Below are 24,022 nucleotides of genomic sequence, written 5' to 3' on the forward strand. Positions count from 1 at the left end.
CGGCCCGAGGCCTCAACGGAAGAGCGCCAGGATGTTCTGCGGTGCCTGGTTGGCAATCGACAGAGCCTGAATACCCAACTGCTGCTGAACCTGAAGCGCCTGCAGACGCGCCGAGGTTTCTTCCATATCGGCATCGACCAGCGAGCCGATCCCCGACTTCAGCGAACTCATCAGGCTGTTGACGTATTCGCTTTGGATGTCGATCCGGCCCTGTGCCGAGCCGAAGTCGGCAGCCGCCCGAATCGCAGTCTGCGTCAGCCCCTCGATGGCCGAGAGAGCCGCCGATGCCCCCTCTTCGCTTGACACGTCGAGGCTGGACAGGATTTCCATCCCGCCGCCCGCTGTGCCACCGGTGGCCAGCGTCGACGTGGTGGTGATGCTGGCCGTGGTGTTGTTGGTGATCGACACCGCACCGGTCCCGTCGGTGCTGGCCGTGATCGCAACGCCCGCACTTGCGGCCTCAAAGTTGAGGCGATCAACCAGCGCCGCCGAGATGTCGGACACCGTATCCCCGTCGCGCGCGACATAGCGCACCGGGTTGGTGATGCCGGTCAGACCACCGATGGCGTAGGAATCGCCTGCAAGCACGCGGTTGCCGCCCCGTGCAAGCGTGGTGGTATCACCGACAACGGTCATGGTCGCCGTGGCCGCCGCAGCAATCGCGCCGGCGCCGGTCATCGCCGTTGCCGCCAGATCGGTACCTGCGCCGACAGACCCGGCCTGCGTACCCAGATCGGCCTTGGACACCGCGATATTCGACGCCGAGACGCTGCCCGAACTGTTGCGATCCAGCGAGGACAGGATGCTCACGCTGCCGGACCCTTTGATGCCGGCGCCAGCGCCGGTGTTTCCGACGATCTGCGCCACGGTCGCACCGCCTTCGCGGTTCGACAGCAGGTTCAGGCCGTTGAACTGGGCCGCCCCGACAATCGACGAGATCTGGCTGCGCAGGGCAGTCACGTCGGTCTGGATCTTTTCGCGATCGACGTTCTCTTCCTGCGCGGCGACGACCTTGCCTTTGATCTCGGTCAGCAGGTCCGTGATCTGCTCGGACGCCGAGCGCGCCACCGCAATCGTCGACGAACCCAGGGCCAGGCTGTCAGCGATCCCCTTGAAGCCCTTGACGTCGGATTCCATCGTCTTGGAGATGGACCAGATCGCCGAGTTCTGCCGGGCGGTCGACACCGATTTACCCGTCGAGATCTCATTCTGGGTTTGGGACATGTTGGCGTTGATGGTCTTCAGCGTCTGAAGAGCCACCATCGCGGTGTTGTTGGTCAGAATTGAGGACATGGTTATTCCCTTGATAGAAGACGCGTTTTTGCGCCGGTTGTTTGCCGTTCGGAAACGGCGACCAAGCCCTTTCTGGACCTGCGGCTCCGCCTTTGCGGAGGACGCGCCACCTGTGTTGGTGCCCTGCCACCCTCGGGTCGATTTGCTAAGAGGGTCTTAAGACGCATCACACCAACACATTGCATTTCCTTCAAATCCTACGCACTTCACGCACGCCGATGCAGGCTGCCCGCTTGCGGTTCGAGCGCGGCGCGCGCGCCATTGCGGCCATAGGTCTGCCCGCGCCCGCGCCCGTCCTCGCGGGCGCGCGTCAGCAGGGCACGGGCGTCGGTGATCCCGCTCAGTGCGGCGTCGAACAGCCGCCCATTTCGCTGCGCCAGACTGCGGACGGTCTGCATCAGCGCCTCGGCCTCGGGCGGGACCGACGCGGGCGAGGCGGACTCGATATGCTCGATCAACATGGCCTTGCGCGGGGCCAGGCGCGCCAGCCGGGACAGATCGCCCGCGATCAGCGCCCGGCGCTCTTGGTCCAGCAGGCGGGTGAGTCGAATCAGCGCTGCGCGGGTCATGGGCGTGCCCCCGCTGCACGCTGTCGCAGCGCGTGCTCGATTGAATCGGCCAGACCGATTCCGCCGCGTGCGACCATGGCGCGAGCCTGTTCGTCGGCCAGAAACGAGGTGAATTGCGCTTCACCCTCACCGCCGCCGCCCGGCCCTTCATTGGCGCGAAAAACGCCTGCACTTTTAAGCATTTCGGCCAGAAAGGCACTTTCCAGAGCCTCGGCGCTGCGGCGCAGAGCGTCGGGCGCGGGCGGGATCGGCGGCAAAGTCGGGGGAATCAGGGTCATCGGTTTCTCCGTTGTCGATGGAATCGACGCTCTCAGATCGCGGTAAAGAAGCAGTAACCAACGGCTGCTAGACCTGAGGCGTCCCAAGACCGGAGCCCCGGAATGTTGCCCTTTGTCCTGTCCGACACCCCTCAGCTACCCCGCGCCAGTGCCCCGGCGCGCACCCCCGGCGCACCCGCAGCGGAGGCGTTTCTGGCCGTTCTGGACAGCCTGCGTGCCAGCGCCCGGCCCGCAGACCCCGCGCTGCCGGAGGCTGAGACAGCTGTGGAGGCGCAGGCCGGTGTTGACGGCGAGACGCCGGACAGGGGGACGGATGATGCTGCGACCGCGCCTGATCGTGCACCGCCCGAAGTTGCGCCGCCTGAAATGCCGCAGCGAGGCGGGGAACAGCCCGAGCCGACGGACATCTTGCCCGCCGACCCGGGCACGCCTGCGCCGCCACCGCCAGTTACGGTCGAATCGCCTCCGCGCGCGCATGCGCCCGCTGCCACCGCTGCCACCGCTCCACGTCCTGAGCTCACCGCGGCGGTCGAGGCCTCTCCGCCTGAGCGCCCGGTCAAGGACAGCACGCCACGCACGCCGCCCGCACCCGAAGCTTTGGTTCAGGGCCGAATCGCCCTGTCGCCGAAAACCGCACCGCCGCCGCAAAAACCTGCTCTGCCCGCGTCGATCCCTGCCGTCGAGGCGTCGCGTGAGGCGGTGGCGCAGGGCGACGTCGCCGCGCCAGAGCCTGCACAAAGGGTCGCGACCGCCGCTGAGGGCTGCGCCCTTCTGCCGCAGAATTCTGCACAAAATCAACCAGTTAATCCGCCGGCGCAGGCCCCGCGCAGCGCACCTACACCGACCGGGGATGCGCCTGCGACCATCGCCCCGCCGCCGGTTCCACCGGATGCCCGCGACGCGCCGTCCGCTCCTGTGGGTCAGGGGACAGACGCGGCCCCCCGCCTCCCTCAGCCGCAGGCGGTATCGCCAACCGAGACCGAATCACGGACGCGACCAGCCCCGCCGCCGCCCGAGGCTCCCGCCTTAGCCGCACCGCCGCATCGTCCGGCGGACATCCCTCACGCGCCTGTCCAACGGCGCGCAACCGCCCCGCTTTCTGCCGCTCCGCAGGCAGCTTCGGTGCCCTCCGCTCCAAAACATGAGAGACCAGCTGCGCCGGTTACACCAGTCCCCGCCCAGCCCCCCGCGCCGTTGCCGGTGGGAAACATTGCCGACCCAGCAGCGCGCCTTCACGTAACCATGGTCAGCCCGGCCCGGACCGATCTGATCGCCGCAGCCTTCGGGCTTCGCCTGACGAACACGGCCAATCCTTCGCCGCCGCCGGAGGCACAGCTGCCGCCCGCCCTCCCGCAGGTCGTCAGCCCCAAGGTCCAGCGCAGCGCCGAGCCAGCCCCCGCGCCCACCGCTGGCGAACCGCGCGCCGCCACGCTGGTGCGCGCCGTTCCGCAAGCGCAACCCGCGCAACCCCTTGTCATCGCGGAGGCATCTCAGCCGCTGCCCGTCACGGCAGAGACGCCCAAAACCCGTGCCCCTTTGCCAGACCGCCCCCCGACAACCCAACCGGTAGCACGCGTCGACGCACAGCCCCTTGCGGCGGCCGTAAGCACCGTGCCCGCCCCGAAACGGGCAGAGCCGGCTGTGCCCAAACCCTCGGCCTTGCCCGACATTGCCGCGGTGCAGCCCGCCCCGGCAGGCGCGCCGATGGCCCCTGCCCCGGTCGAGCCACCCGCGCCACGCAGAACCCGTGATCCGTTGCCCATAGTGACCGTGGACGCCGCCCCGACAGAGCGTGCTCTTCCTCCCGATCCGGCGCAGCGCCCTGATGCCGGTGCGCGCAGTGAGGCACCCCTGCCCGAAGCGCGGCATCAACCTGCCAGCACCGAGACGCCGCGCCAGATTGCCGAACAGATCGCGCCGCGCCTTGCGCAATCCGGGCGCGCGGGCTTCGATATCGCCTTGCATCCTGAAGAACTGGGCAGCGTCCGTCTGAAACTGGTCAGCCACGACGGCGGCAGCGTGTTGATCATTCAGGCCGAGCGCCCCGAAACGCTGGATCTGATGCGCCGCCATATCGGCGCACTTGAGCATGAACTGCGTGCGCTTGGCCATGATCAGCTGTCGCTGCGCTTCAACAGCACCAGCCCGCAATCGCAGGGCACCAGCCCCGGCTGGCTATCGGGCGGTCAGGCCGGGGCTCAGGGGGGCACGTATTCGGGCGGTCAACCGGGGAGCCAGTCGGGCAACACGCCGTCCCATGCGCCGCAGCCCGATCCGCCGCCCGTCACCCCCGACCCAATCGCCGCGCGCAGTCTGGTGCGCGATCACCTCGACCTCAGGCTCTGAGAGGACTTTATGGAAATCACCTCGAACGCTGGCACCTACAGCGCCAATTCCCGGCAGCAGACCCCGACGCAGACGGATTACCAGACGTTTCTGAACATGCTGACGGTTCAGATCCAGAATCAGGATCCGCTGAACCCGATGGACCCCTCGGATTTCGCCGTGCAACTGGCGACGTTTTCGTCGGTTGAGCAGCAGACCTACACCAATCAGCTGCTCAGCTCGATGCTGGGGCAGACCGGGCTTGCCGATCTGGGCGGCTGGGTGGGGATGGAAGCGCGGATCTATGGCGGAGCGCATTTCGACGGCACGCCGATCGCCCTGACGCCCGATCCGGCGCTGGGGGCGGATGAGGTCACGCTGATCGTGCGCGACAGCACCGGCGCCATTGTCGACACCCGCAGTCTGGACCCTGAGACGCAGAGCTACAGCTGGGATGGGCTGGACAGTGACGGGGCCACCCTGCCCGAGGGCACGTATTCCTTCGAGCTGGAGTCAAAGCTGGAGGGCGACACGCTCGATTCACAGCCCGTCGCGGCCTATATGCCAGTGCTTGAAGCGCGGTTTGAGGGTGGCATGACGCTGTTGGTTCTGCCCGGCGGGCTGTATGTCGACAGCACCCAGGTCACAGGGTTGCGCCGCCCCCCGGCGTGATCGCCCTAGAAGTACAGCACCGTCAGCAACCCGGCCCAGGCGACAGCAGCGCCCGCAACGAACCAGCCCAGCGCCGCGAAAGACCGGCCCTGCGGCGCGGGCGGTTCGGGCTGGCGCAGGCGCAGCAGCGCGGTATCCACGGCGCCCGGCAAATGCGGGCCGAACCGGCCGAGCACGGTCATCGTGCGGCGCAGATCGCGCAGGAAGGCGGCGGGGCCGAGCGTGGTGCGGATGTAATCCTCGACCACCGGCTGCGCGACGTGCCAGATGTTGATCGAGGGGTTCAGCGAGCGTGAGACCCCCTCGACCACGACCATGGTGCGTTGCAACAAGATCAGCTCGGTGCGCGTTTCCATGCCGAAACGCTCGGTCACCTCGAACAGGTAATTGAGCAGTCGTGCCATCGAGATATGGTCGGCATCCATGCCAAAGATCGGCTCACCGACCGAGCGCAGGGCGCGGGCAAATTCGTCGATGTCACGGTCGGCGGGGACATAGCCGGCCTCGAAATGCACCTCGGCGACGCGGCGGTAATCCTTGCGGATGAAACCGAACAGGATCTCGGCGTAAACCCGGCGGGTGTATTCGTCGATCTGCCCCATGATGCCGAAATCATAGGCGATCAGATCGCCATTCGCGCTGACCTTCAGGTTGCCCTGATGCATGTCGCCGTGGAAATAGCCGTCGCGCAGCGCGTGTTTCAGGAACAGTTGCAGCACCCGCTCGCCCATTTCGGCGCGGTCCACGCCCAGCGCGTCGATGGCAGCATTGTCACCCAGCGAGACCCCCTCGGCCCAGCCCAGCGTCATCACCGAGCGTGCCGACAGGTGCCAGACCGGACGCGGCACGCGGAAACCCGCGTCGCCTTCGGTATTGGCGGCGAATTCGGCGGCGGCGGCGGTTTCCAGACGCAGGTCCAGCTCCCCCATGACCACGCCCTCAAAATGCGCGATCACCTCGATCGGACGCAGGCGGCGGGTCGAGGGCAGCAGTCGCGCAACCATCCCGGCGGCGAAATAGAAGGCGTCGATGTCGCGCCGGAAGGCGCGCACGATGCCGGGTCGCAGCACTTTTACCGCGACCTCTTCGCCGGTTCCGGCGACGCGCGCATGGTGAACCTGCGCGATCGAGGCGGCGGCGACCGGCTCGCTGAATTCCGAGAACATCTCGTCGACCGGCCGTTCCAGCTCGGCCTCGATCATCGCGCGGGCCTGCGCCTGCGGGAAGGGGGGCAGCTTGTCCTGCAGATAGCGCAACTGATCGGCCAGATCGGGGCCGACGATGTCAGGGCGCGTCGACAGGATCTGACCGAATTTGATATAGGCCGGGCCCAGCGCCGTCAGCGCGCGGGTCACCGGCGGCAGCGCCGGATCGCCCTTGAGCCCCAGCCACGCAAACGGCCAGCCCATCACGCGGGCTACAAACCGCAGGCGCGGCGGCACGCTCATCGCTTCCAGCACCACACGCATCGCGCCGGTCCGCTCAAAGGTCGCGCCGGTGCGGATCAGCCGCCAGATGTTGTGCGGGCCTCTCACGTCAGAGCTTCCAGCCCGAATGCAGCGCGGCGATGCCCATGGTCAGGTTGCGGTACTTTACCTGACCGAAGCCCGCGTCGCGGATCATCGCGGCAAAGGTTTCCTGATCGGGGAATTTGCGGATCGATTCGACCAGATACTGATAGCTGTCGCGATCCCCCGCCACCAACTGCCCCATGCGCGGGATCACGTTGAAGGAGTAGAGATCATAGGCTTTCTGCATCATCTCGTTGGGGATCTGGCTGAATTCCAGCACCATCAGCCGCCCGCCGGGTTTGAGCACACGGTAAGCCTCGGCCAGCGCATCGGGGATGCGGGTCACGTTCCGGATGCCGAAGCTGATGGTGTAGACGTCGTAGGTGTTGGACTCGAGCGGCAGCGCCATCGCATCGCCGACGACCCAATCCAGCCGTCCGGCCAGTTGCTCGGCCTCGGCGCGCTTGCGGCCCTCTTCGAGCATCGGCGCGGTCATATCCAGCACGGTCGCTTGTGACCCCTGCCCCGCCCGGTTCAGGAAGCGGAACGCCACATCGCCGGTGCCCCCGGCCACGTCGAGCAGGCGCTGGCCCGGCCGCGGGGCCAGCCAGTCCATCATCGCGTCTTTCCAGACACGGTGAATTCCCATGCTCATCAGATCGTTCATCACGTCATACTTGGACGCAACGGAACTGAAGACGCCATGGACCATCCCGGCCTTGTCGTCCTCATCAACGGTCTGAAAACCAAAATGCGTCTGGCGATTGTCCGGGCTCATGGCGCCCCCCTGATCTTGCGCGTCGCCTCTCCTTAGCCGAGGATGGCGGTCCTCACAATGCGACCCCTGCGCATTGCCAGAATGGAGCGCCCCTTGCCCGAATTACCCGAGGTGGAAACCGTCCGCCGTGGCCTTGCCCCGGCGATGGAGGGTCAGCGCATCGCGCTGGCCGAGGTCCGACGGCCCGATCTGCGCTGGCCCTTCCCTGAACGCATGGCCGAACGCCTGACCGGCGCACGGGTCGAACGGCTGCGGAGGCGCTCGAAATACATTCTGGCCGACCTGGACACGGGTGAGTCGCTGCTGATCCATCTGGGGATGAGCGGGCGGATGACGGTATCGGGGCTGGCCGCGCCTTTCGTGCCGGGGCAGTTCCATCACCAACACCCGATGCCGGAAAAACACGACCATGTGGTGTTCGATATGGAGGGCGGCGCGCGCGTCACCTTCAACGATCCGCGCCGCTTTGGCGCCATGGACCTGATGGCGACGGCGACGGCGGACAGCCATCCGCTGCTGGCAGCCCTGGGGCCGGAACCGCTGGGCAACGCATTCAGCGCCGATCTGCTGGCGCTGAAACTGGCCGGGCGCAAAGGACCGATCAAGGCGCTGCTGCTGGATCAGAAGCTGGTGGCGGGATTGGGCAATATCTATGTGTGCGAGGCGCTTCACCGCGCCCATATCCACCCCGAACGCGCGGGCGGAAAGATCGCGCGGGCAGAGCTGGACGTGCTGGCCACCGAGATCCGGCTGGTGCTGCAAGAGGCGATCGAGGCGGGCGGCTCCAGCCTGCGCGATTACCGGCAGGCCGATGGCGAGCTGGGCTATTTCCAGCATTCCTTTCGCGTCTATGACCGCGAGGGCCAGCCCTGCCCCACCCCCGGCTGCACCGGAACCATCGCGCGCATCGTGCAAAGCGGGCGCTCCAGCTACTATTGTTCGCGCTGTCAGAGATAGCTTGAACCCCTGTCCCATCCTGCTAGACACGGGTCCGGAAACGACCACAGGGAACCCCTCATGGCGTACGAAACCATTCTCGTCGAAATCGCTCAACATGTTGCCGTGATTCGACTGAATCGGCCGGAAGCTCTCAACGCACTGAACTCGCAGCTGCTGGGCGAACTGGCCGAGGCTCTCAAAGCCGCAGACAAGAACGACAAGGTGCGCTGCATCGTGCTCACCGGCTCGGAAAAGGCCTTCGCCGCCGGGGCCGATATCAGCGAGATGGCGCCGAAGTCCTTTGTCGACGTGTTCACCGAAGACTTCTTTGCGCCGGAATCCGAAGTGATCATGGCCGTGCGCAAGCCGATCATCGCGGCGGTGTCGGGCTATGCGCTGGGCGGTGGCTGTGAACTGGCGATGATGTGCGACTTCATCATCTGCGCGGAAAACGCCAAGTTCGGCCAGCCTGAGATCAATCTGGGCGTTGTCGCCGGGATCGGTGGCACGCAGCGCCTGACCCGGCTGGTCGGCAAGTCCAAGGCAATGGACATGCACCTGACCGGCCGCTTCATGGATGCCGAAGAGGCCGAGCGTTCGGGGCTGGTCAGCCGCGTCGTGCCGACCAAGAAGCTGATGGAAGAGGCGCTGGGTGCGGCGCAGAAGATCGCGTCCAAATCGGGGCTGGCGGCGAAAGTGGTCAAAGAGGCGGTGAACCGCAGCTATGAGACCACGCTGCGCGAAGGCCTGCTGTTCGAGCGTCGGGTGTTCCACGCCTTGTTCGCCAGCGAAGACCAGAAAGAGGGCATGAGCGCCTTTCTGGAAAAGCGCGAAGCGCAGTTCCGCGACCGCTGATCCTGCAAGACCTGAGGGGGGACGCGATTCCCCCCTTTCCTTTGGTGCGCGTTTGCTTTAATCGCCACCGTCACATGCGCGTGGGCCCGCTTAAGGCGAGAATCGACCTGATCCTGAGGGATCGGTGGGTCTGTGCGCGAAGATATTGTAACAGACCCGGAAAGAGCCCAGACCATGGCCAACACGTCACAATCCAAAAAACGCGCCCGTCAGGCGGATGCTCGCTTTGAAATCAACAAAGCCCGCCGCTCGCGTATCCGCACCTACCTGCGCAAAGTGGAAGAAGCGATCGCCTCGGGCGACGCTGAAGTCGCCAAAGCTGCCCTGATCGAAGTGCAGCCCGAGCTGGCACGTGGCGTTTCCAAAGGCGTTCTGCACAAGAACACCGCGTCGCGGAAAATGTCGCGCCTTGCGTCGCGCGTGAAATCGCTGACCGCCTGATATTCAAAGGCTAAGCCATTGATAAGTAAATAAAAAGCGCACCTCTGGTGCGCTTTTTTGCGTTACGCGCCCGTCACTGTGGCACGAAAACTACGCCCAAACCGATTCCTTTCACCCCCGGTCCTGTCAAGCAAGTTGTTCGGTTGATGCCGCTGCGCGCACCGGGATAGCGTGGTCTTGCGATTCACAAAGCCCTTGGGGGGGTCACGTCAGAAGCGCCTCGATTCGTCACCTCGCGCCACTGCGGTCCGAGGGGGTGTGTCGTGTCGCCTATCGGCCCGGAAGACTGCCTCCGGTGTCTCCTGATCCCCTTTTGCCTGCACGCCGCTTTTGCAAGCGGTGTCTCTGGTCGACTGCGTCGCCTTTCGGCAACCCGGATTAACCGGGCGTCATAAAAATGAAATACTTCCGCACCTCTGCCGGTGCGGCACTTTTGGGTCGGGACAGAATGACAAACGCGGTGTGGGGCAATGTACGCAACAAGATCAAGGAACAGGTCGGCGACCACAATTTCATAACCTGGATCGCACCGCTTGAGCTGAGCGCGGTTGAAGACGGCGTTGCGCACCTGACCGCGCCGACCAACTTCATCGCCAATTGGGTCAACCGCAACTTTGCGGACCCGATGCTGCGCGCGATGGGTGCCGCCGGAATGCCCGCCCAGCGGATCGAGATTGCCGTGCAGGTCCGCGCCCCCGGTGCCGCCGCCCCCGTTGCGCAGCAGCCCGCGCCCGCCCCGGCACCGCCCAGCTATATCGCGCCGACCCGCGCCGCCGCGCCCAGCAAAGGCGACGATGAACTGCCCGCCGCGCCGCTGGACGCGCGCTTTACCTTCGACAATTTCGTCGTCGGCAAACCCAACGCGCTGGCCCATGCCGCCGCGCGCCGGGTCGCCGAAGGCGCTGCCGTCAGCTTCAACCCGCTGTTCCTGTATGGCGGCGTCGGCTTGGGCAAGACGCACCTGATGCACGCCATCGCGTGGGAGATTCAGTCCCGCAACCCCGAAGCCCGCGTGATGTATCTGAGCGCCGAGCAATTCATGTACCGCTTCGTGCAGGCCCTGCGCGACCGCCAGACGCTCGATTTCAAAAGCCTGTTCCGCTCGGTCGATATTCTGATGGTCGATGACGTGCAGTTCATCGCCGGCAAGGAATCGACGCAGGAAGAGTTCTTCCACACGTTCAACGCGCTGATCGACCAGAACAAGCAGATCATCATCTCGGCCGACCGCGCGCCCGGAGAGATCAAGGATCTGGAAGAACGCATCAAGAGCCGGTTGCAATCGGGTCTGGTGGTCGATCTGCACCCCACCGATTACGAATTGCGTCTGGGCATCCTGCAGCAAAAGGCCGAGATGAACCGCGCCAACTATGGCGATGTGGCGATCAATTCGGACGTGCTGGAGTTCCTGGCCCACCGAATCACCAACAACGTCCGCGTGCTCGAAGGCGCGCTGACCCGCCTGCTGGCGCTCGCCTCGCTGCTGGGTCGCGACATCACGCTGGACATGACGCAGGACTGCCTTGCCGACATCCTGCGCTCGTCCGAGCGCAAGGTCACGGTTGAGGAAATTCAGCGCAAGGTCGCCGAGCATTACAACATCCGCCTGTCGGACATGATCGGCCCCAAGCGCCTGCGCACCATCGCGCGGCCGCGTCAGGTGGCGATGTATCTGTCCAAGCAGATGACCACCCGTTCGCTGCCCGATATCGGGCGCCGTTTTGGCGGGCGCGACCACACCACAATCCTGCACGGCGTGCGCAAAGTCGAAGAACTGCGCGCATCCGACAGCCAACTGGCCGAAGACCTTGAATTGCTGCGTCGTCTTCTGGAAAGCTGACCTTGACGTGGCCCTCAAAGGGCCGCAAACAAACAGGAACAAAAACAGACTGGCCGGGCCGATGACCTATCGGCACCGGCCAGACGTGTCGGAGAGGGTCTGGAAATGAAGCTCAGCATCGAACGCGCAACGCTGTTGAAGGCCGTCGCGCAGGCCCAATCGGTGGTCGAGCGTCGTAACACCATCCCGATCCTGGCCAACGTGCTGATCGAGGCCGAAGGTGCCACGGTCAGCTTCCGGGCGACCGACCTCGATATCGAGGTCGTCGACAAGGCCGCCGCGATGGTCGAACGCGCCGGGGCGACAACCGTATCGGCGGTCATGCTGCATGAAATCGTGCGCAAACTGCCCGATGGCGCGCTGGTTTCGCTGACCGACGATCAACGCACCGGGCGGCTGACGGTGGAAGCCGGGCGCTCGACCTTCGCGCTGGCCACCCTACCGCGTGAAGATTTCCCGGTGATGGCCTCGTCCGAGTATCAGAGCAATTTCTCGGCCAAGGCGGGCGACCTGCGCCGCCTGTTCGAAAAGTCGAAATTCGCCATCTCGACCGAAGAAACCCGCTATTACCTCAACGGTGTCTACATGCATGTGGCCGAGGGCGAAGACGGTCGCGTGCTGCGCTGCGTTGCCACCGACGGCCACCGTCTGGCCCGCATCGACACCCCGCTGCCCGAGGCCGCCGTGGGCATGCCGGGCGTGATCGTTCCCCGCAAGACGGTGAACGAGCTGCGCAAACTGCTGGATGACGATGACGCCGACATCGCGATTTCGGTGTCGGAAACCAAGGTGCGCTTCGCCACGCCCGAGATTGCGCTGACCTCAAAGGTCATCGACGGCACCTTCCCCGATTACACGCGGGTGATTCCCGTCGGCAACACCAAGCGGCTGGAAGTGGATGCCTCCGATTTCGCCAAGGCGGTGGACCGGGTGGCGACGGTGTCCTCTGAGCGTTCGCGCGCGGTCAAGCTGATCCTGGAAGAGGACAAGCTGACGCTGAGCGTCAACGCCCCCGACAGCGGCACCGCCGAGGAAGAGCTGGTCGTGGCCTATGGCGACGAGCGGCTGGAGATCGGCTTCAACGCCAAATACCTGCTGGAGATCGCCAGCCAGATCGACCGCGAGAACGCCGTGTTCATGTTCAACTCGTCGGGCGAACCGGCGCTGGTGCGCGAAGGTTCGGATGCCTCGGCGGTCTATGTCGTGATGCCGATGCGGGTGTAAAGAAAGGGGGGCTTTCCGCCCCCCTCGCCTTCGGCTCACCCCCCGAGGATATTTGGAGAGCAAAGATGCGGGCAATTTGAATCGAATTGTCTGCGTCTCTTATAGGCGACCAAGGCCTCGTGGCGACTCTGAAAACTTTCGCATTGAGACCCTACCTGCGGCCACCGTGTCACACTCGCCATAGCAAGCGATGATCCGGTGTCTGAGTTGGGCCTCGTCGTTAGACGAGGCCCTTTCCATTGCGGTCACGCGCGTTGTTGCTTAACCCTCTCGCATGACCCTTCACCTTGCTCATCTGACCCTCTCGCAGTTCCGCTCGCATCCGCGGGCCGAGGTGGCTTTTGATGGGCGGCCCGTGGTGCTGTATGGTGACAACGGGGCGGGCAAGACCAATCTGCTCGAGGCGATTTCCCTGCTCAGCCCCGGTCGCGGGTTGCGGCGCGCAGCCCCTGAGGACCTGATCGGCCAGCCCGCCGCGCTGGGCTGGAAAATCAGCGCCGAGCTTCACCGCGACAGCACCCCACATGAAATCGAAACCACTGCCAGCCCCGGTTCCAGCCGGTCGGTGCGCATCGACGGCAAGCTTGCGACGCAGACGGCGCTGGGGCGGCTGGCGGCGATGCTCTGGCTGACGCCGGCGATGGACCGGCTGTGGATCGAGGCCTCAGAGGGGCGGCGGCGGTTCCTCGACCGGCTGGTTCTCGGGTTCGAGCCCGACCACGCCGAAGCGACGCTGGCCTATGAAAAAGCCATGCGTGAGCGCAATCGCCTGCTGCGGGAGGGTGTCACCGACCCCGCGTGGTACGGCGCGCTGGAGCAGCAGATGGCGACGTCCGGCACACAGGTGACGCAAAACCGCCGCGCCACGCTCGACCGTCTGGCGCAGGCGGCGGACCCGGCCAGCCCCTTCCCGCAGGCCGACTTGTCGCTGGCGGATGACAGCCCCGACGATCTGGCCCCCGCGCTGGCCGAAGGCCGCCGCCGCGATATGGCCGCCGGGCGGACGCTGATTGGTCCGCACCGCGCCGATCTGAGCGCGCTCTGGGCCGCCCGCGCGCGCCCTGCCGCGCAATGCTCGACCGGCGAGCAAAAGGCGCTGCTGATCGCGACGATCCTTGCCCATGCCCGCGCGCTGCATCAGGACAGCGGCCACGCGCCGCTGCTCTTGCTCGACGAGGTCGCCGCACATCTGGATGACGGCCGTCGCGCCGCGCTCTATGATGCGCTGTGTGATCTGGGCGCGCAGGCTTTCCTGACCGGCACCGGACCCGAGCTGTTCACCCCACTGGGCCCGCGTGCCCAAGCTTTCCGACTTACCGAAACTGGCGGCCAGTCCCGCCTGACCCAAGAGGAACTGCCATGACTCCGCAACGCGTAAACCTGATCACCCTTGGCGTCGCTGATCTGCAGCGGGCACGGGCCTTTTACGACGCGCTGGGATGGGAGAGCAGTGAAAGCACCCCGGGCGTTGTTTTCTATGATCTGGGCGGGATGAAGCTGGGTCTGTTCGGGCTGGAGCCGCTGGCCGAAGATCAGGGCCGCCCCGGTGCGACGCTGGGCACGGGCGCCGTGACGCTGGCGCAGAACTTCAACAGCCCGCAAGAGGTCGATGTCGCCTTCGCGCAGGCGTTGAAGGCGGGCGCGACTGCGTTGAAATCCCCGGAGAAGGTCTTTTGGGGCGGGTATTCAGGCTATTACGCCGATCTGGACGGCCATGTCTGGGAACTGGCCCACAACCCGTTCTGGACGCTGGACGCCGACGGCAAGCTTGCCTGAGTACCGACCGTCTGGTATGTTCAGCGCATGTCCAGACCCACGAAACAGTCCCCCGAACGCGGTCAGGCCCGTCAGCGCCTGCTGGAAGCGGCGCGGGATGTGATCCGGGCAAAGGGATTCGCCGCCACCAGCGTCGATGACCTTTGCACCAGCGCCGGGGTGACCAAGGGGGCGTTCTTTCACCATTTCGCGTCGAAAGAGGCCTTGGGCATCGCCGCCGCCGACTTCTGGGCGCACAGCACCGGCGCGTTCTTCGCCGCCGCGCCCTATCACACCCCGGCTGATCCGCTGGACCGGGTGCGCGCCTATCTGGACTTTCGCCGCGCGCTGATCGCGGGCGAGACATGGGAATACACCTGCCTCGTCGGCACCATGGCCGAAGAGACCCACAGCACCCATCCCGCCATCGCCGAGGCCTGCGGCGCGGCGATCTTTGCCCACGCCGCGACGCTTGAGGCCGATATCGCCGCCGCGATGGCCGCGCGCGGCCTTACCGCACCCGATGCCGCCAGTCTGGCCCGCCACACCCAGGCCGTGCTTCAGGGCGCTTTCGTGCTGGCCAAGGCTGGCGGCGGGCCCGAGGCCGCGCGTGAGGGAATCGACCATCTGCGACGCTATCTTGACCTGTTGTTCGCACCGGAGGACGCATGACCGAGCTGACCTGTCGCTGCGGCAAGACCGCGTTGGCGCTGAGTGGCACACCCATTCTGACCGCCACCTGCCATTGCACCTCGTGCCGGCAGGCCGCCGCCGAGCTGGCCGCCCTGCCCGGTGCCAGCCCGGTGACCGATGCCAACGGCGGCACACCCTTCGTCTTGTGGCGCAAGGACCGCGCGCAGGTCGTGCGCGGCGGCGAGACGCTGCGTGGGCATCTGTTGCGCGAAGGCGGCTCGCGGCGGGTGGTCGCCACCTGCTGCAACGCGCCGATGTATCTGGAATTCAAAGGCGGGCACTGGCGCTCGCTCTATGCGGCGCGGTTCGACGCGCCGCCGCCGGTCGAGATGCGCACCATGCTGATGGACGCCCCGCCCGGCAGCGTCCCCGACGACGGCATCCCCGGTGCCAAACGCCAGTCAGCGCGCTTCATGCTGCGGTTGCTGGGGGCATGGGCTGCCACCGGCTTTCGCTTTTTCCGCATGGACCCGATGCCACCTTTGGAGAGCACGTCATGAGCGAAACGATCGAGATTGAGAACGTCACCCAGCCCGGCAAGCTCTACCGTGTCAACCGCGCGAAATATGACGCTGCGCGCGCCGCCTTGCTGGCCGTCCTGCCCGCCGAGGCCCCCGGCCTGACGGCGCGCGACGCGCAGGCCGCAATGAAAGCGCATCTGCCCGAGGATCTGTTTCCCGGCGGCGAGAAGGTCGGCTGGTGGATGAAGGCCGCGCAGCTGGATCTGGAAGCCAAACGCATCATCGCCCGCAGCACCGGCTCGCCGCTGCGCTTTCACCGCCTCTGACCAAGGGATCCTGCCCATGCTCCGCCTTGCCCTTCTGTTGACCCTCGCCGCCGCCCCCGCTGCCGCCCAAAGCTTTACTCAAAGCCACACGGGCACATGGATCGGTGAAGGCACACAAACCGACGGCCAACGCTGGCAGATGCTGCTGATCCTGCGGGCTGACGGCGCGATCGTGGATTACCCGGACTTCCCGTGCTCGGCCTTCTGGCGCTTCGATGCGATCACCGAAACGACCGCCACGGGATCCGAGCATCTGGTTGCCGGGTTCGAGGACTGCACCAACGATCTGAGCCTGTCGCTGCGCGACGATGGCAAAGGCGCTTTGCTGGTGACGTGGAGCGAAACCGGCGTCACCCCCGACGCCACGGCGACGCTTTCCCGGCAATAGTCGCCAACCCGCCCGCGGCACCCCAAATCTTGTGTCTGATGCGTGACAACCCCCCCGGAATCCGGTAGGTATCGGGCAGGTAAATTACGGAAGGTCAGCATGACGGCTCAACCCGCCCCGCGCGAGGATTACGGCGCTGATTCTATTAAAGTTCTCAAGGGCTTGGATGCAGTTCGCAAACGCCCCGGAATGTATATCGGCGATACCGACGATGGCTCTGGCCTGCACCACATGGTGTATGAGGTTGTCGATAACGGTATTGACGAGGCTCTGGCCGGTCACGCCACCGCCGTCAGCGTAAAGATCCACGCCGACAGCAGCGTGTCGGTACGCGATAACGGTCGCGGGATTCCGACCGATATCCACACCGAAGAAGGCGTCTCGGCGGCCGAGGTCATCATGACCCAGCTGCACGCGGGCGGTAAGTTCGACCAGAACAGCTATAAGGTTTCGGGCGGTCTGCACGGCGTCGGTGTGTCGGTGGTCAACGCGCTGTCGGACTGGCTGGAGCTGCGCATCTGGCGCGGCGGCAAGGAATGGTACGCGCGGTTTGAAAACGGCGACACCGCGATTCACCTGCGCGAAGAAGGCCCCGCCGCCGAGGGCGAGAAGGGCACCGAGGTGCGCTTCATGGCCAGCTCGAAGACCAACCGCGCGGACGGGACGTTCTCGAACCTCGACTATGTGTTCAAAACGCTGGAGAACCGCCTGCGCGAGCTGGCGTTCCTGAACTCGGGCGTGATGATCGTCATCGAGGATGAGCGCCCGGCGGAACCGCTGCGGACCGAGTTTTGCTATGAGGGCGGCGTGCGCGAATTCGTGCGCTACCTCGACCGCTCGAAGACCCCCGTGATGCCCGAACCGATCTGGATCACCGGCGAGAAAGACGGCATCGGCGTTGAAGTGGCGATGTGGTGGAACGACAGCTACCACGAGACGGTGCTGCCCTTCACCAACAACATCCCGCAGCGCGATGGCGGCACGCACATGGCGGGCTTCCGCGGCGCGCTGACCCGCACGATCAACGCCTATGCGCAATCCTCGGGGATCGCGAAAAAGGAAAAGATCAGCTTCACCGGCGACGATGCGCGCGAAGGTCTGACCTGCGTGCTGTCGGTCAAGGTGCCGGATCCCAAGTTCAGCTCGCAGACCAAGGACAAGCTGGTCTCGTCCGAGGTGCGCCCGGCGGTTGAGAATCTGGTCAACGAAAAGCTGAGCGAGTGGTTCGAGGAAAATCCGAACCACGCCAAGCAGATCGTCGGCAAGATCGTCGAGGCCGCGCTGGCCCGTGAGGCTGCACGCAAGGCCCGCGACCTGACCCGCCGCAAGACCGCGCTGGATGTGGCGTCGCTGCCCGGCAAGCTGGCCGATTGTCAGGAACGCGACCCGTCCAAGTCCGAACTCTTCCTCGTCGAGGGTGACTCGGCTGGTGGGTCGGCCAAGCAGGGCCGCTCACGGCAAAATCAGGCCGTGCTGCCGCTCAAGGGTAAGATCCTGAACGTCGAGCGCGCGCGCTTCGACCGGATGCTGTCCAGTCAGGAGATCGGCACGCTGATCACCGCACTGGGCACCGGCATCGGGCGCGACGAGTTCGACCTGAGCAAGCTGCGCTACCACAAGATCGTCATCATGACCGATGCTGACGTCGACGGTGCCCACATCCGCACGCTGCTGCTGACGTTCTTCTATCGCCAAATGCCGCAGCTGATCGAAGGCGGGCACCTCTATATCGCCGAGCCGCCGCTCTACAAAGTGGCGCGCGGGCGGTCGGAAGTGTACCTCAAGGACGTCCCGGCGCTGGAAGATTACCTGATCGCGCAGGGCATCGATGGCGCCTCGCTGAAGCTGAACACCGGCGAAGTGATCGCCGGACCGGACCTGCACCGCGTGGTGGAAGCGGCGCGTGCCTTCAAGCGCGTGCTCGACGCCTTCCCGACGCATTACCCGCGCAACGTGCTGGAACAGGCCGCCCTTGCCGGCGCGTTCGATCCGGGCCGGGTGGATGGCGATCTGCAAGCCGTGGCGAATAACGTCGCGCAACGGCTTGATATGGTTGCGAAAGAGTATGAGCGTGGCTGGACCGGCCGCATCACGCAGGAACAGGGCATCCGCCTGTCGCGCATCCTGCGCGGCGTGGAAGAGATCCGCAATCTGGACGGCGCTGTGTTGCGCTCGGGCGAAGCGCGGCGGTTGTCGCGCCTGTCGGGCGAAACCCGCAACGTCTATTCCAGCCTGTCGCAACTCTCGCGTCGGGACCGGATGCAGACGATTCACGGCCCGGTCGAGCTGCTGCAAGCCATGCTCGATGAGGGGCAGCGCGGGCTGTCGCTGCAACGCTACAAGGGTTTGGGTGAGATGAACCCGGGCCAGCTGTGGGAAACCACGCTGGACCCCGAAGCGCGCACGCTGCTGCAGGTCCGGGTTGAGGATGTGGCCGAGGCGGACGACATTTTCAGCAAGCTGATGGGTGACGTGGTCGAACCGCGCCGCGAGTTCATCCAGAAAAACGCGCTGAACGTGGAAAATCTGGATACCTGATCAAGCGCCGCGCGGTTAGCGCGCGGCGACGTCGTTCAGGATATCGCGACTGGCGCAAAACGCTGGCATTTGTCCGCAGACCTGACCGCGCGCGCTGTATTGCCAGCGCGCGCATTTCTTTGTGTGCCAGCAGCGCGCGCAATTCAGCAGCATTTCCGACAGGTCAGCGGGCGTCATCACCTCACCCGCAATCACCCGCGCCAGATCCACGCCCAGCTTGGGCGCGACATTCCAGATCTGGGCATTGTTAGACGGTGAGTGAATCGTCACGGCGCGACCCTTGCTGACGGCGGCACCAGGACCGCCTTTCAGGGCAGTTTACAAAATCATGCCGCCCCAAGGGTTAATTTCTAAACGCCATCACGGTTTTGATTCCAGCTTTTTTCCTCAAATTGTGGCGATTTTTGCACCGCGACCCCGGCAAAACGCAAAACTCCGCGCCCTGAGCGGGCGCGGGATTTACCTATCGGCTGGCGCCACGGTCAGCGCGCCGAGGCCAGCACATCACCACGCCCATGCGGCGCGTCGAAGTCCAGAACCGGGCCGATGGGCACAATCCGGTGCGGATTAACCGTGTCGTGGCTATAGTAATAGTGCCGCGTGATGTGATCCAGCCGCACCGTCTGGGCCACGCCCGGCACCTGATACAGCGCGCGGGTATAGTCCCACAGGTTCGGATAATCGACGATCCGACGCCGGTTGCACTTGAAGTGGCCGTGGTACACCGCATCGAAGCGCACCAGCGTGGTGAACAGCCGCCAGTCGGCCTCGGTCACCCGGTCGCCCATCAAGAACCGGCGGTCACTCAACCGCTCTTCCAGCCAGTCGAGTGTATCAAACAGCGGCCCGACGGCCTCGTCATAGGCCTTTTGCGTGGTGGCAAAACCCGCTTTGTAGACCCCGTTGTTAAACGTATCGTAAATCCGCGCATTCACTGGCTCGATGGCCTCGTGCAGATCGGCAGGCCAGAAATCCAGCGTGTTGCCGGTAATCCCGTCAAACGCCGAATTAAACATGCGGATGATCTCGGAACTTTCGTTCGAGACGATGGTCTTGCGCTCTTTGTCCCACAAAACCGGCACCGTCACGCGCCCGGTCATCAGCGGATCGGCGCGGGTATAGACCTGGTGCATATAGTCGGCGTCGGCCAGCGTATCGCCCGTGGCGCCGTCAAAATCCGTGCGGAATTCCCAGCCGTTTTCCAGCATGTCCGGATGCACCACAGACAGGCCGATATGATCCTCTAACCCCTTGAGGCTGCGGAAAATAAGCACGCGGTGCGCCCAAGGGCAGGCATAGGAAACATAAAGGTGATAGCGCCCGCTTTCGGCCTTGAAGCCACCCTCGCCCGAGGGACCAGCGCTGCCATCTGCCGTCACCCAGTTGCGCCAGCTTGCGGCATTGCGCTTGAACGCCCCGCCGGTGCTTTTGGTGTCGTACCAGCCGGTGTCCCAGCGACCTTCGATCAGTTGTCCCATGTGTCATCTCCTTTGCTCAAAGGGTGGCTGTTCTGGGCGTCAGGTCAACCCAGACCGCCGCGCAGGGTCTGTGCAGGGGCAAACAGCGGCAAATATTCTTTGGGATATACGATTGGGTTACTTGTTTTTGCCATGATGGACGACGACGATACCGCTGTGGGAATCGGGAGGTGCGCCCATGTTTGCTTTTCTGCCAGAAGACATCCAGCGCGGGCTGGATGCAGCGACCAAAAGAGCCCAGCGCAAAAGCGCGCGGTTGAGCGTACATGTCGGTGACGTGGCCTATCCGATCCTGCGGCTGTCAGCGACCGGGTTTGCCGTCGATGCCACCCGCATTCCGCCGCTGCGGGGCTTTGTCGATGTGTTCGACGGCCCGCGCCATATCAGCCGGGCCCTGATCATCGCCGCGTCTGAGGATGGCGGCGAGATGACCTATGAATTCAAAAGCGAAACGCTGATCGGCCAGCCGCCGATCCGCGACTATGTCGATGACCGGCCAACCAACGCGGGCTATCTGCCCAGTCCCGTTTGAGCGTGGAAAAAGGGGGCCAGCTGGCCCCCTTTGTCATTGCAGATCGCCAAAGGCCGACTTGAGCCGCGCCACCGCCTCGACCACCCGCGCCTTGGGCGTGGCGATGTTGAAGCGCATGTATTTCTCACCGCCGGTGCCGAAGGTCTCGCCATAGTTCACCGCGATCTTCGCGTCTTTCTCGATCCGGCGGACGATCTCTTCACCCTCCATCCCGGTGCCTGAGAAATCGACCCAGGCCAGATAGGTCGCCTCAAGCGGCATCGACACCAGACCCGGAATTTCAGCGATGCCCGCATCGAAAATCTTCTGATTCTCGGCCAGATATGCCATCAACGCATCGACCCAGGCCGCGCCCTCGGGCGAATAGGCGGCGGTTTCCATCGTCAGGCCGAACGAGCTGGGCGAGATCCCCAGACCCATCATCGTCGCACCGAACGCCTCGCGCAGCGCCTCATCGGGGATGATCACGTTGCCGTTGTGCGCCCCGGCGATGTTGAAGGTCTTGGTCGGCGCGGTCAGCATCACCAGCCGGTCCAGCATATCGGGCAGCGCGGTGATCGCTGGCATGTGCTTCTGGCCCGGGAAGATCAGGTCGCAGTGGATCTCGTCGGACACCAGAATCAGGTCGTGCTCTTTGCAGAACGCGCCCAGCGCTTTCAGCTCACCCTCGGTCCAGCAGCGACCACCGGGGTTGTGCGGCGACGAGATGACAACGATCTTTTCGTTGCCGGTCAGACGCTTGGCGGCATCCTCAAGATCCATCTCATAAAGACCGTCCTTCAGCACCAGCGGGCATTCGGTGACGGTGCGCCCCGCGGCTTTGGTGATCTTGGCAAACACATGGTAGACCGGCGTGAACAGCACCACACCGTCGCCCGGCTTGCTCCAGGTGTGAATGCACAGGGCGGTGCCGTTCACCAGACCATGCGTGGTGAAGATCCATGAGGGATCGACGTTCCAGCCGTGGCGCGTGCTCATCCACCAGTCGATCGACACCTTATAGGCCGCATCATCGCCGAAATAGCCAAACACCCCGTGCTCGACCATCGCCGTCAGCGCGGCGGGCACGCAGGCGGGCGGGCGGAAGTCCATGTCGGCGACCCACATGGCAATGCCATCGTCGGGCGAAACGCCGAAAAGCTCTTCCATCATGTCCCACTTGGCCGAATGGGTGCCGCGCCGGTCGATGATTTCGTCGAAATTCATGCCAATCTCCTTATCATGTGAAGCAGAATGCCGCCTCGCGCGGCGCGCGCAACCCCCAAATGCGTGTGCCCTGAAAACTCAGGCGCGACAGCGTGCGCCCACCGTTGATAAGCGCGCGCGCTTGGCCTAGATCAGGGCGCATGAGCCTGCGTTCCATCCTGATCCATCCCGATCCCCGCCTGAAAAAGGTCTGTGCCCCCGTCGAGACGGTATCGTCCGAGCTTGGCGCACTGGCCGAGGACATGCTTGAAACCATGTATGAGGCCCCCGGCATCGGGCTGGCCGCGCCGCAGATCGGCATCATGCAGCGGCTTTTCGTGATGGATTGCGTCAAGGAGCAGGACACGGTCCAACGCCCGATGGTGCTGATCAATCCCGAGATCACCTGGACCTCGGAAGAGACCAGTTCGTACGAGGAAGGCTGCCTGTCGATCCCCGAGCAATACGGCGAGGTCACGCGCCCGTCGACGGTGCGGATGCGCTGGCTGGGGCTGGATGGCAAGACGCATGAGGAAGAGTTCAGCGAGCTGTGGGCGACCTGCGCGCAGCACGAGTTCGACCACCTCAACGGCAAGCTGTTCATCGACTATCTGGGGCCGATCAAGCGCCAGATGATCACCCGCCGGATGGAAAAGCTGAAACGCGAGCGGGCGCGCGGCTGAGTGGCGCAGGGCCTGCACATTGGCATTGCCGGTGCGGGCGTTGGCGGCTTGGCGGCGGGCATTGCGCTGCATCTGGCTGGCCACCGGGTTGAGATCTTCGATCAGTTCGACGCGCCGCGCCCGGTAGGCTCGGGACTGGTGGTGCAGCCGGTGGGGCAGCGGGTGCTCGACTGGCTGGGCTGTGGCGCAGCCGCGCGCGCGCTCGGCGCACCGATCCGCATGTTGCACGGGGTTGAGGCGCGGACAGGGGCGGGAACGCTGGCCGTGCGCTATGACGCGGCGGGTGTTGGGCTGCACGGGCTGGGCATGCACCGCGCCGGGTTGTTCGAGGCGCTGCACGGGAGGTTGGTGTCGCTGGGCGCGCGCGTCGTGCCCTCCTCTCAGGTCATGGCCAGCAGCGCCGACCGGCAGGGCCGCTGGCTACAGATGGCCGATGGCCGCCGCTTTGGTCCCTTCGATCTGGTCGTCGATGCGCTCGGCTCGCACTCCCCCCTCTCGCCGCTGGTCTCGCGCGTGCTGCCTTACGGCGCGCTCTGGACCACGCTGGAATGGCCCGTGACCGAACTGCCAGATGACCGCCTGACCCAGCGCTACGTCGCCGCGCATCGGATGGTCGGCGTCCTGCCCATCGGGCGGATGCCGGGAGAGAGCACCCAGCGCGCCGCGTTCTTCTGGTCGCTGCGCCATGACGCCTTTGCCGGTTGGCAGGCGCAGGGGCTAAACCCGTGGCAGGCTGAGATGCGCGACATCTGGCCCGCGCTCAGCCCCTTCATCGCCCAGATCACCGACCCCGCGCAGATGGTGCTGGCGCGCTATTCGCACGGCACCCTGCGCAGGCCCTATGCCGACCGCCTCGTCCATATCGGCGACAGCGCCCACCGCGCCAGCCCGCAGCTGGGACAGGGGGCGAATATGGCGCTGCTGGATGCGCTGGCGCTGGCTCGTGCGTTGGATGCTGCCGGGCCGCAGGACGCCCCCGCGCTTTATGCGCGGATGCGGCGCGGGCATCTGATGCTGTATCAGGCCTTCAGCCGCTTCCTGACCCCGCAATACCAGTCCGACAGCCGCGCGCTGGCGTGGTTCCGTGACCGCATCGTCGCGCCGATTGGCCGCGTCCCGCCGTTTGACCGGGCGATGGGGGCGATTGCCTCGGGCCTGTTCATCCCGCCGCTGGGCGGCGAGCCCTACGCCAACGGCCAGCCCGTCCCGCCAGGCTGGGCGATGGACGCGCCCCCTGCCCCGATGCTACAGCGCTGAC

General features: G+C 65.1%; 25 protein-coding genes. 17 read left to right on the top strand and 8 right to left on the bottom strand.

Annotated elements, in window-relative coordinates; translation table 11 throughout:
• Window positions 1–12: 12 nt before the first annotated feature.
• The 3 genes from EAE28_RS10800 to EAE28_RS10810 all read right to left on the bottom strand — a co-directional run bounded on the left by EAE28_RS10800 (window position 13) and on the right by EAE28_RS10810 (window position 2,140).
• Window positions 13–1,293 (bottom strand): flagellin, encoded by a 1,281-nt coding sequence (locus tag EAE28_RS10800; RefSeq protein ID WP_127106054.1) that lies wholly within the window; start codon window positions 1,291–1,293, stop codon window positions 13–15.
• Between the two features lie 206 nt (window positions 1,294–1,499).
• Entirely contained in the window at window positions 1,500–1,862 is a 363-nt protein-coding gene (locus EAE28_RS10805; RefSeq protein WP_127106056.1) for a hypothetical protein, read from the bottom strand.
• On the bottom strand, window positions 1,859–2,140 hold the full coding sequence (locus tag EAE28_RS10810) for a rod-binding protein (protein WP_127106058.1): 282 nt from the start codon (window positions 2,138–2,140) through the stop codon (window positions 1,859–1,861). Before EAE28_RS10810 ends, EAE28_RS10805 begins: the two co-directional genes overlap by 4 nt.
• Window positions 2,141–3,382: 1,242 nt before the next feature.
• Between EAE28_RS10810 and EAE28_RS23735 the strand changes: the two genes are divergently transcribed.
• Together EAE28_RS23735 and EAE28_RS10820 are read left to right on the top strand one after the other, a co-directional pair.
• Window positions 3,383–4,486 carry a flagellar hook-length control protein FliK gene (locus tag EAE28_RS23735; protein WP_164736612.1) on the top strand — a complete coding sequence of 368 codons (1,104 nt, stop codon included), beginning with the start codon at window positions 3,383–3,385 and terminating at the stop codon, window positions 4,484–4,486.
• Between the two features lie 9 nt (window positions 4,487–4,495).
• Window positions 4,496–5,137, top strand: coding sequence for a flagellar hook capping FlgD N-terminal domain-containing protein (locus EAE28_RS10820; RefSeq protein ID WP_127106062.1), 642 nt, complete (start codon window positions 4,496–4,498; stop codon window positions 5,135–5,137).
• A 5-nt stretch (window positions 5,138–5,142) separates the two neighbouring features.
• On the opposite strand, the gene ubiB is transcribed toward EAE28_RS10820, so the two are convergent.
• Together ubiB and ubiE are read right to left on the bottom strand one after the other, a co-directional pair.
• Window positions 5,143–6,672: a 2-polyprenylphenol 6-hydroxylase gene (gene ubiB, locus EAE28_RS10825; RefSeq protein ID WP_127106064.1), complete on the bottom strand. Its 1,530-nt coding sequence runs from the start codon at window positions 6,670–6,672 to the stop codon at window positions 5,143–5,145.
• A gap of 1 nt (window position 6,673) precedes the next feature.
• Window positions 6,674–7,426: a bifunctional demethylmenaquinone methyltransferase/2-methoxy-6-polyprenyl-1,4-benzoquinol methylase UbiE gene (gene ubiE / locus EAE28_RS10830; RefSeq protein ID WP_127106066.1), complete on the bottom strand. Its 753-nt coding sequence runs from the start codon at window positions 7,424–7,426 to the stop codon at window positions 6,674–6,676.
• A 93-nt stretch (window positions 7,427–7,519) separates the two neighbouring features.
• Here ubiE and mutM point away from each other — a divergent pair, with 93 nt between their 5' ends.
• The 12 genes from mutM to gyrB all read left to right on the top strand — a co-directional run bounded on the left by mutM (window position 7,520) and on the right by gyrB (window position 18,886).
• On the top strand, window positions 7,520–8,383 hold the full coding sequence (gene mutM / locus EAE28_RS10835) for a bifunctional DNA-formamidopyrimidine glycosylase/DNA-(apurinic or apyrimidinic site) lyase (protein WP_127106068.1): 864 nt from the start codon (window positions 7,520–7,522) through the stop codon (window positions 8,381–8,383).
• 60 nt (window positions 8,384–8,443) lie between these two features.
• Window positions 8,444–9,220: an enoyl-CoA hydratase gene (locus tag EAE28_RS10840; RefSeq protein ID WP_127106070.1), complete on the top strand. Its 777-nt coding sequence runs from the start codon at window positions 8,444–8,446 to the stop codon at window positions 9,218–9,220.
• Window positions 9,221–9,394: 174 nt separating this feature from the next.
• Window positions 9,395–9,661, top strand: coding sequence for a 30S ribosomal protein S20 (gene rpsT / locus EAE28_RS10845; RefSeq protein WP_127106072.1), 267 nt, complete (start codon window positions 9,395–9,397; stop codon window positions 9,659–9,661).
• 448 nt (window positions 9,662–10,109) lie between these two features.
• Window positions 10,110–11,501, top strand: coding sequence for a chromosomal replication initiator protein DnaA (gene dnaA / locus EAE28_RS10850; RefSeq protein WP_127106074.1), 1,392 nt, complete (start codon window positions 10,110–10,112; stop codon window positions 11,499–11,501).
• Between the two features lie 105 nt (window positions 11,502–11,606).
• Window positions 11,607–12,725, top strand: a complete 1,119-nt coding sequence (dnaN, locus tag EAE28_RS10855; RefSeq protein WP_127106076.1) for a DNA polymerase III subunit beta — start codon at window positions 11,607–11,609, stop codon at window positions 12,723–12,725.
• Window positions 12,726–12,999: 274 nt separating this feature from the next.
• A complete protein-coding gene (gene recF / locus EAE28_RS10860) occupies window positions 13,000–14,088 on the top strand; it encodes a DNA replication/repair protein RecF (protein ID WP_127106078.1) in 1,089 nt (362 codons plus the stop codon).
• Window positions 14,085–14,501, top strand: coding sequence for a VOC family protein (locus EAE28_RS10865; RefSeq protein ID WP_127106080.1), 417 nt, complete (start codon window positions 14,085–14,087; stop codon window positions 14,499–14,501). Before recF ends, EAE28_RS10865 begins: the two co-directional genes overlap by 4 nt.
• Before the next feature lie 27 nt (window positions 14,502–14,528).
• On the top strand, window positions 14,529–15,152 hold the full coding sequence (locus EAE28_RS10870) for a TetR/AcrR family transcriptional regulator (RefSeq protein WP_127106082.1): 624 nt from the start codon (window positions 14,529–14,531) through the stop codon (window positions 15,150–15,152).
• The gene (locus EAE28_RS24205) at window positions 15,149–15,673 is read left to right on the top strand and encodes a GFA family protein (RefSeq protein WP_127106084.1); all 525 of its coding nucleotides are present in this window, start codon (window positions 15,149–15,151) and stop codon (window positions 15,671–15,673) included. The genes EAE28_RS10870 and EAE28_RS24205 overlap by 4 nt, the downstream gene beginning before the upstream one ends.
• Window positions 15,670–15,960 (top strand): DUF6958 family protein, encoded by a 291-nt coding sequence (locus EAE28_RS10880; protein ID WP_127106086.1) that lies wholly within the window; start codon window positions 15,670–15,672, stop codon window positions 15,958–15,960. Before EAE28_RS24205 ends, EAE28_RS10880 begins: the two co-directional genes overlap by 4 nt.
• 16 nt (window positions 15,961–15,976) lie before the next feature.
• Window positions 15,977–16,348, top strand: coding sequence for a hypothetical protein (locus tag EAE28_RS10885; RefSeq protein ID WP_127106088.1), 372 nt, complete (start codon window positions 15,977–15,979; stop codon window positions 16,346–16,348).
• A gap of 99 nt (window positions 16,349–16,447) precedes the next feature.
• Window positions 16,448–18,886, top strand: a complete 2,439-nt coding sequence (gene gyrB / locus EAE28_RS10890; protein ID WP_127106090.1) for a DNA topoisomerase (ATP-hydrolyzing) subunit B — start codon at window positions 16,448–16,450, stop codon at window positions 18,884–18,886.
• A gap of 15 nt (window positions 18,887–18,901) precedes the next feature.
• Here gyrB and EAE28_RS10895 read toward each other — a convergent pair whose 3' ends face one another.
• Complete coding sequence (locus EAE28_RS10895) at window positions 18,902–19,156, bottom strand: DUF6455 family protein (RefSeq protein ID WP_127106092.1); 255 nt, start codon at window positions 19,154–19,156, stop codon at window positions 18,902–18,904.
• A 212-nt stretch (window positions 19,157–19,368) separates the two neighbouring features.
• Entirely contained in the window at window positions 19,369–20,364 is a 996-nt protein-coding gene (locus EAE28_RS10900) for a glutathione S-transferase family protein (protein ID WP_127106094.1), read from the bottom strand.
• A 178-nt stretch (window positions 20,365–20,542) separates the two neighbouring features.
• Here EAE28_RS10900 and EAE28_RS10905 point away from each other — a divergent pair, with 178 nt between their 5' ends.
• Complete coding sequence (locus tag EAE28_RS10905) at window positions 20,543–20,896, top strand: hypothetical protein (protein ID WP_127106096.1); 354 nt, start codon at window positions 20,543–20,545, stop codon at window positions 20,894–20,896.
• A gap of 33 nt (window positions 20,897–20,929) precedes the next feature.
• Here EAE28_RS10905 and EAE28_RS10910 read toward each other — a convergent pair whose 3' ends face one another.
• Window positions 20,930–22,102, bottom strand: a complete 1,173-nt coding sequence (locus EAE28_RS10910; protein ID WP_127106098.1) for a MalY/PatB family protein — start codon at window positions 22,100–22,102, stop codon at window positions 20,930–20,932.
• 140 nt (window positions 22,103–22,242) lie between these two features.
• Between EAE28_RS10910 and def the strand changes: the two genes are divergently transcribed.
• Both def and EAE28_RS10920 read left to right on the top strand, forming a co-directional pair.
• Window positions 22,243–22,764, top strand: a complete 522-nt coding sequence (gene def, locus EAE28_RS10915; protein ID WP_127106100.1) for a peptide deformylase — start codon at window positions 22,243–22,245, stop codon at window positions 22,762–22,764.
• A 48-nt stretch (window positions 22,765–22,812) separates the two neighbouring features.
• Entirely contained in the window at window positions 22,813–24,021 is a 1,209-nt protein-coding gene (locus EAE28_RS10920) for an FAD-dependent oxidoreductase (protein ID WP_425466774.1), read from the top strand.
• The last annotated feature ends 1 nt before the right edge of the window (window position 24,022 follow it).

The sequence above is a fragment of the Pararhodobacter zhoushanensis genome, from assembly GCF_003990445.1.
In the GTDB taxonomy this organism is placed as follows: Bacteria; Pseudomonadota; Alphaproteobacteria; order Rhodobacterales; family Rhodobacteraceae; genus Pararhodobacter; species Pararhodobacter zhoushanensis.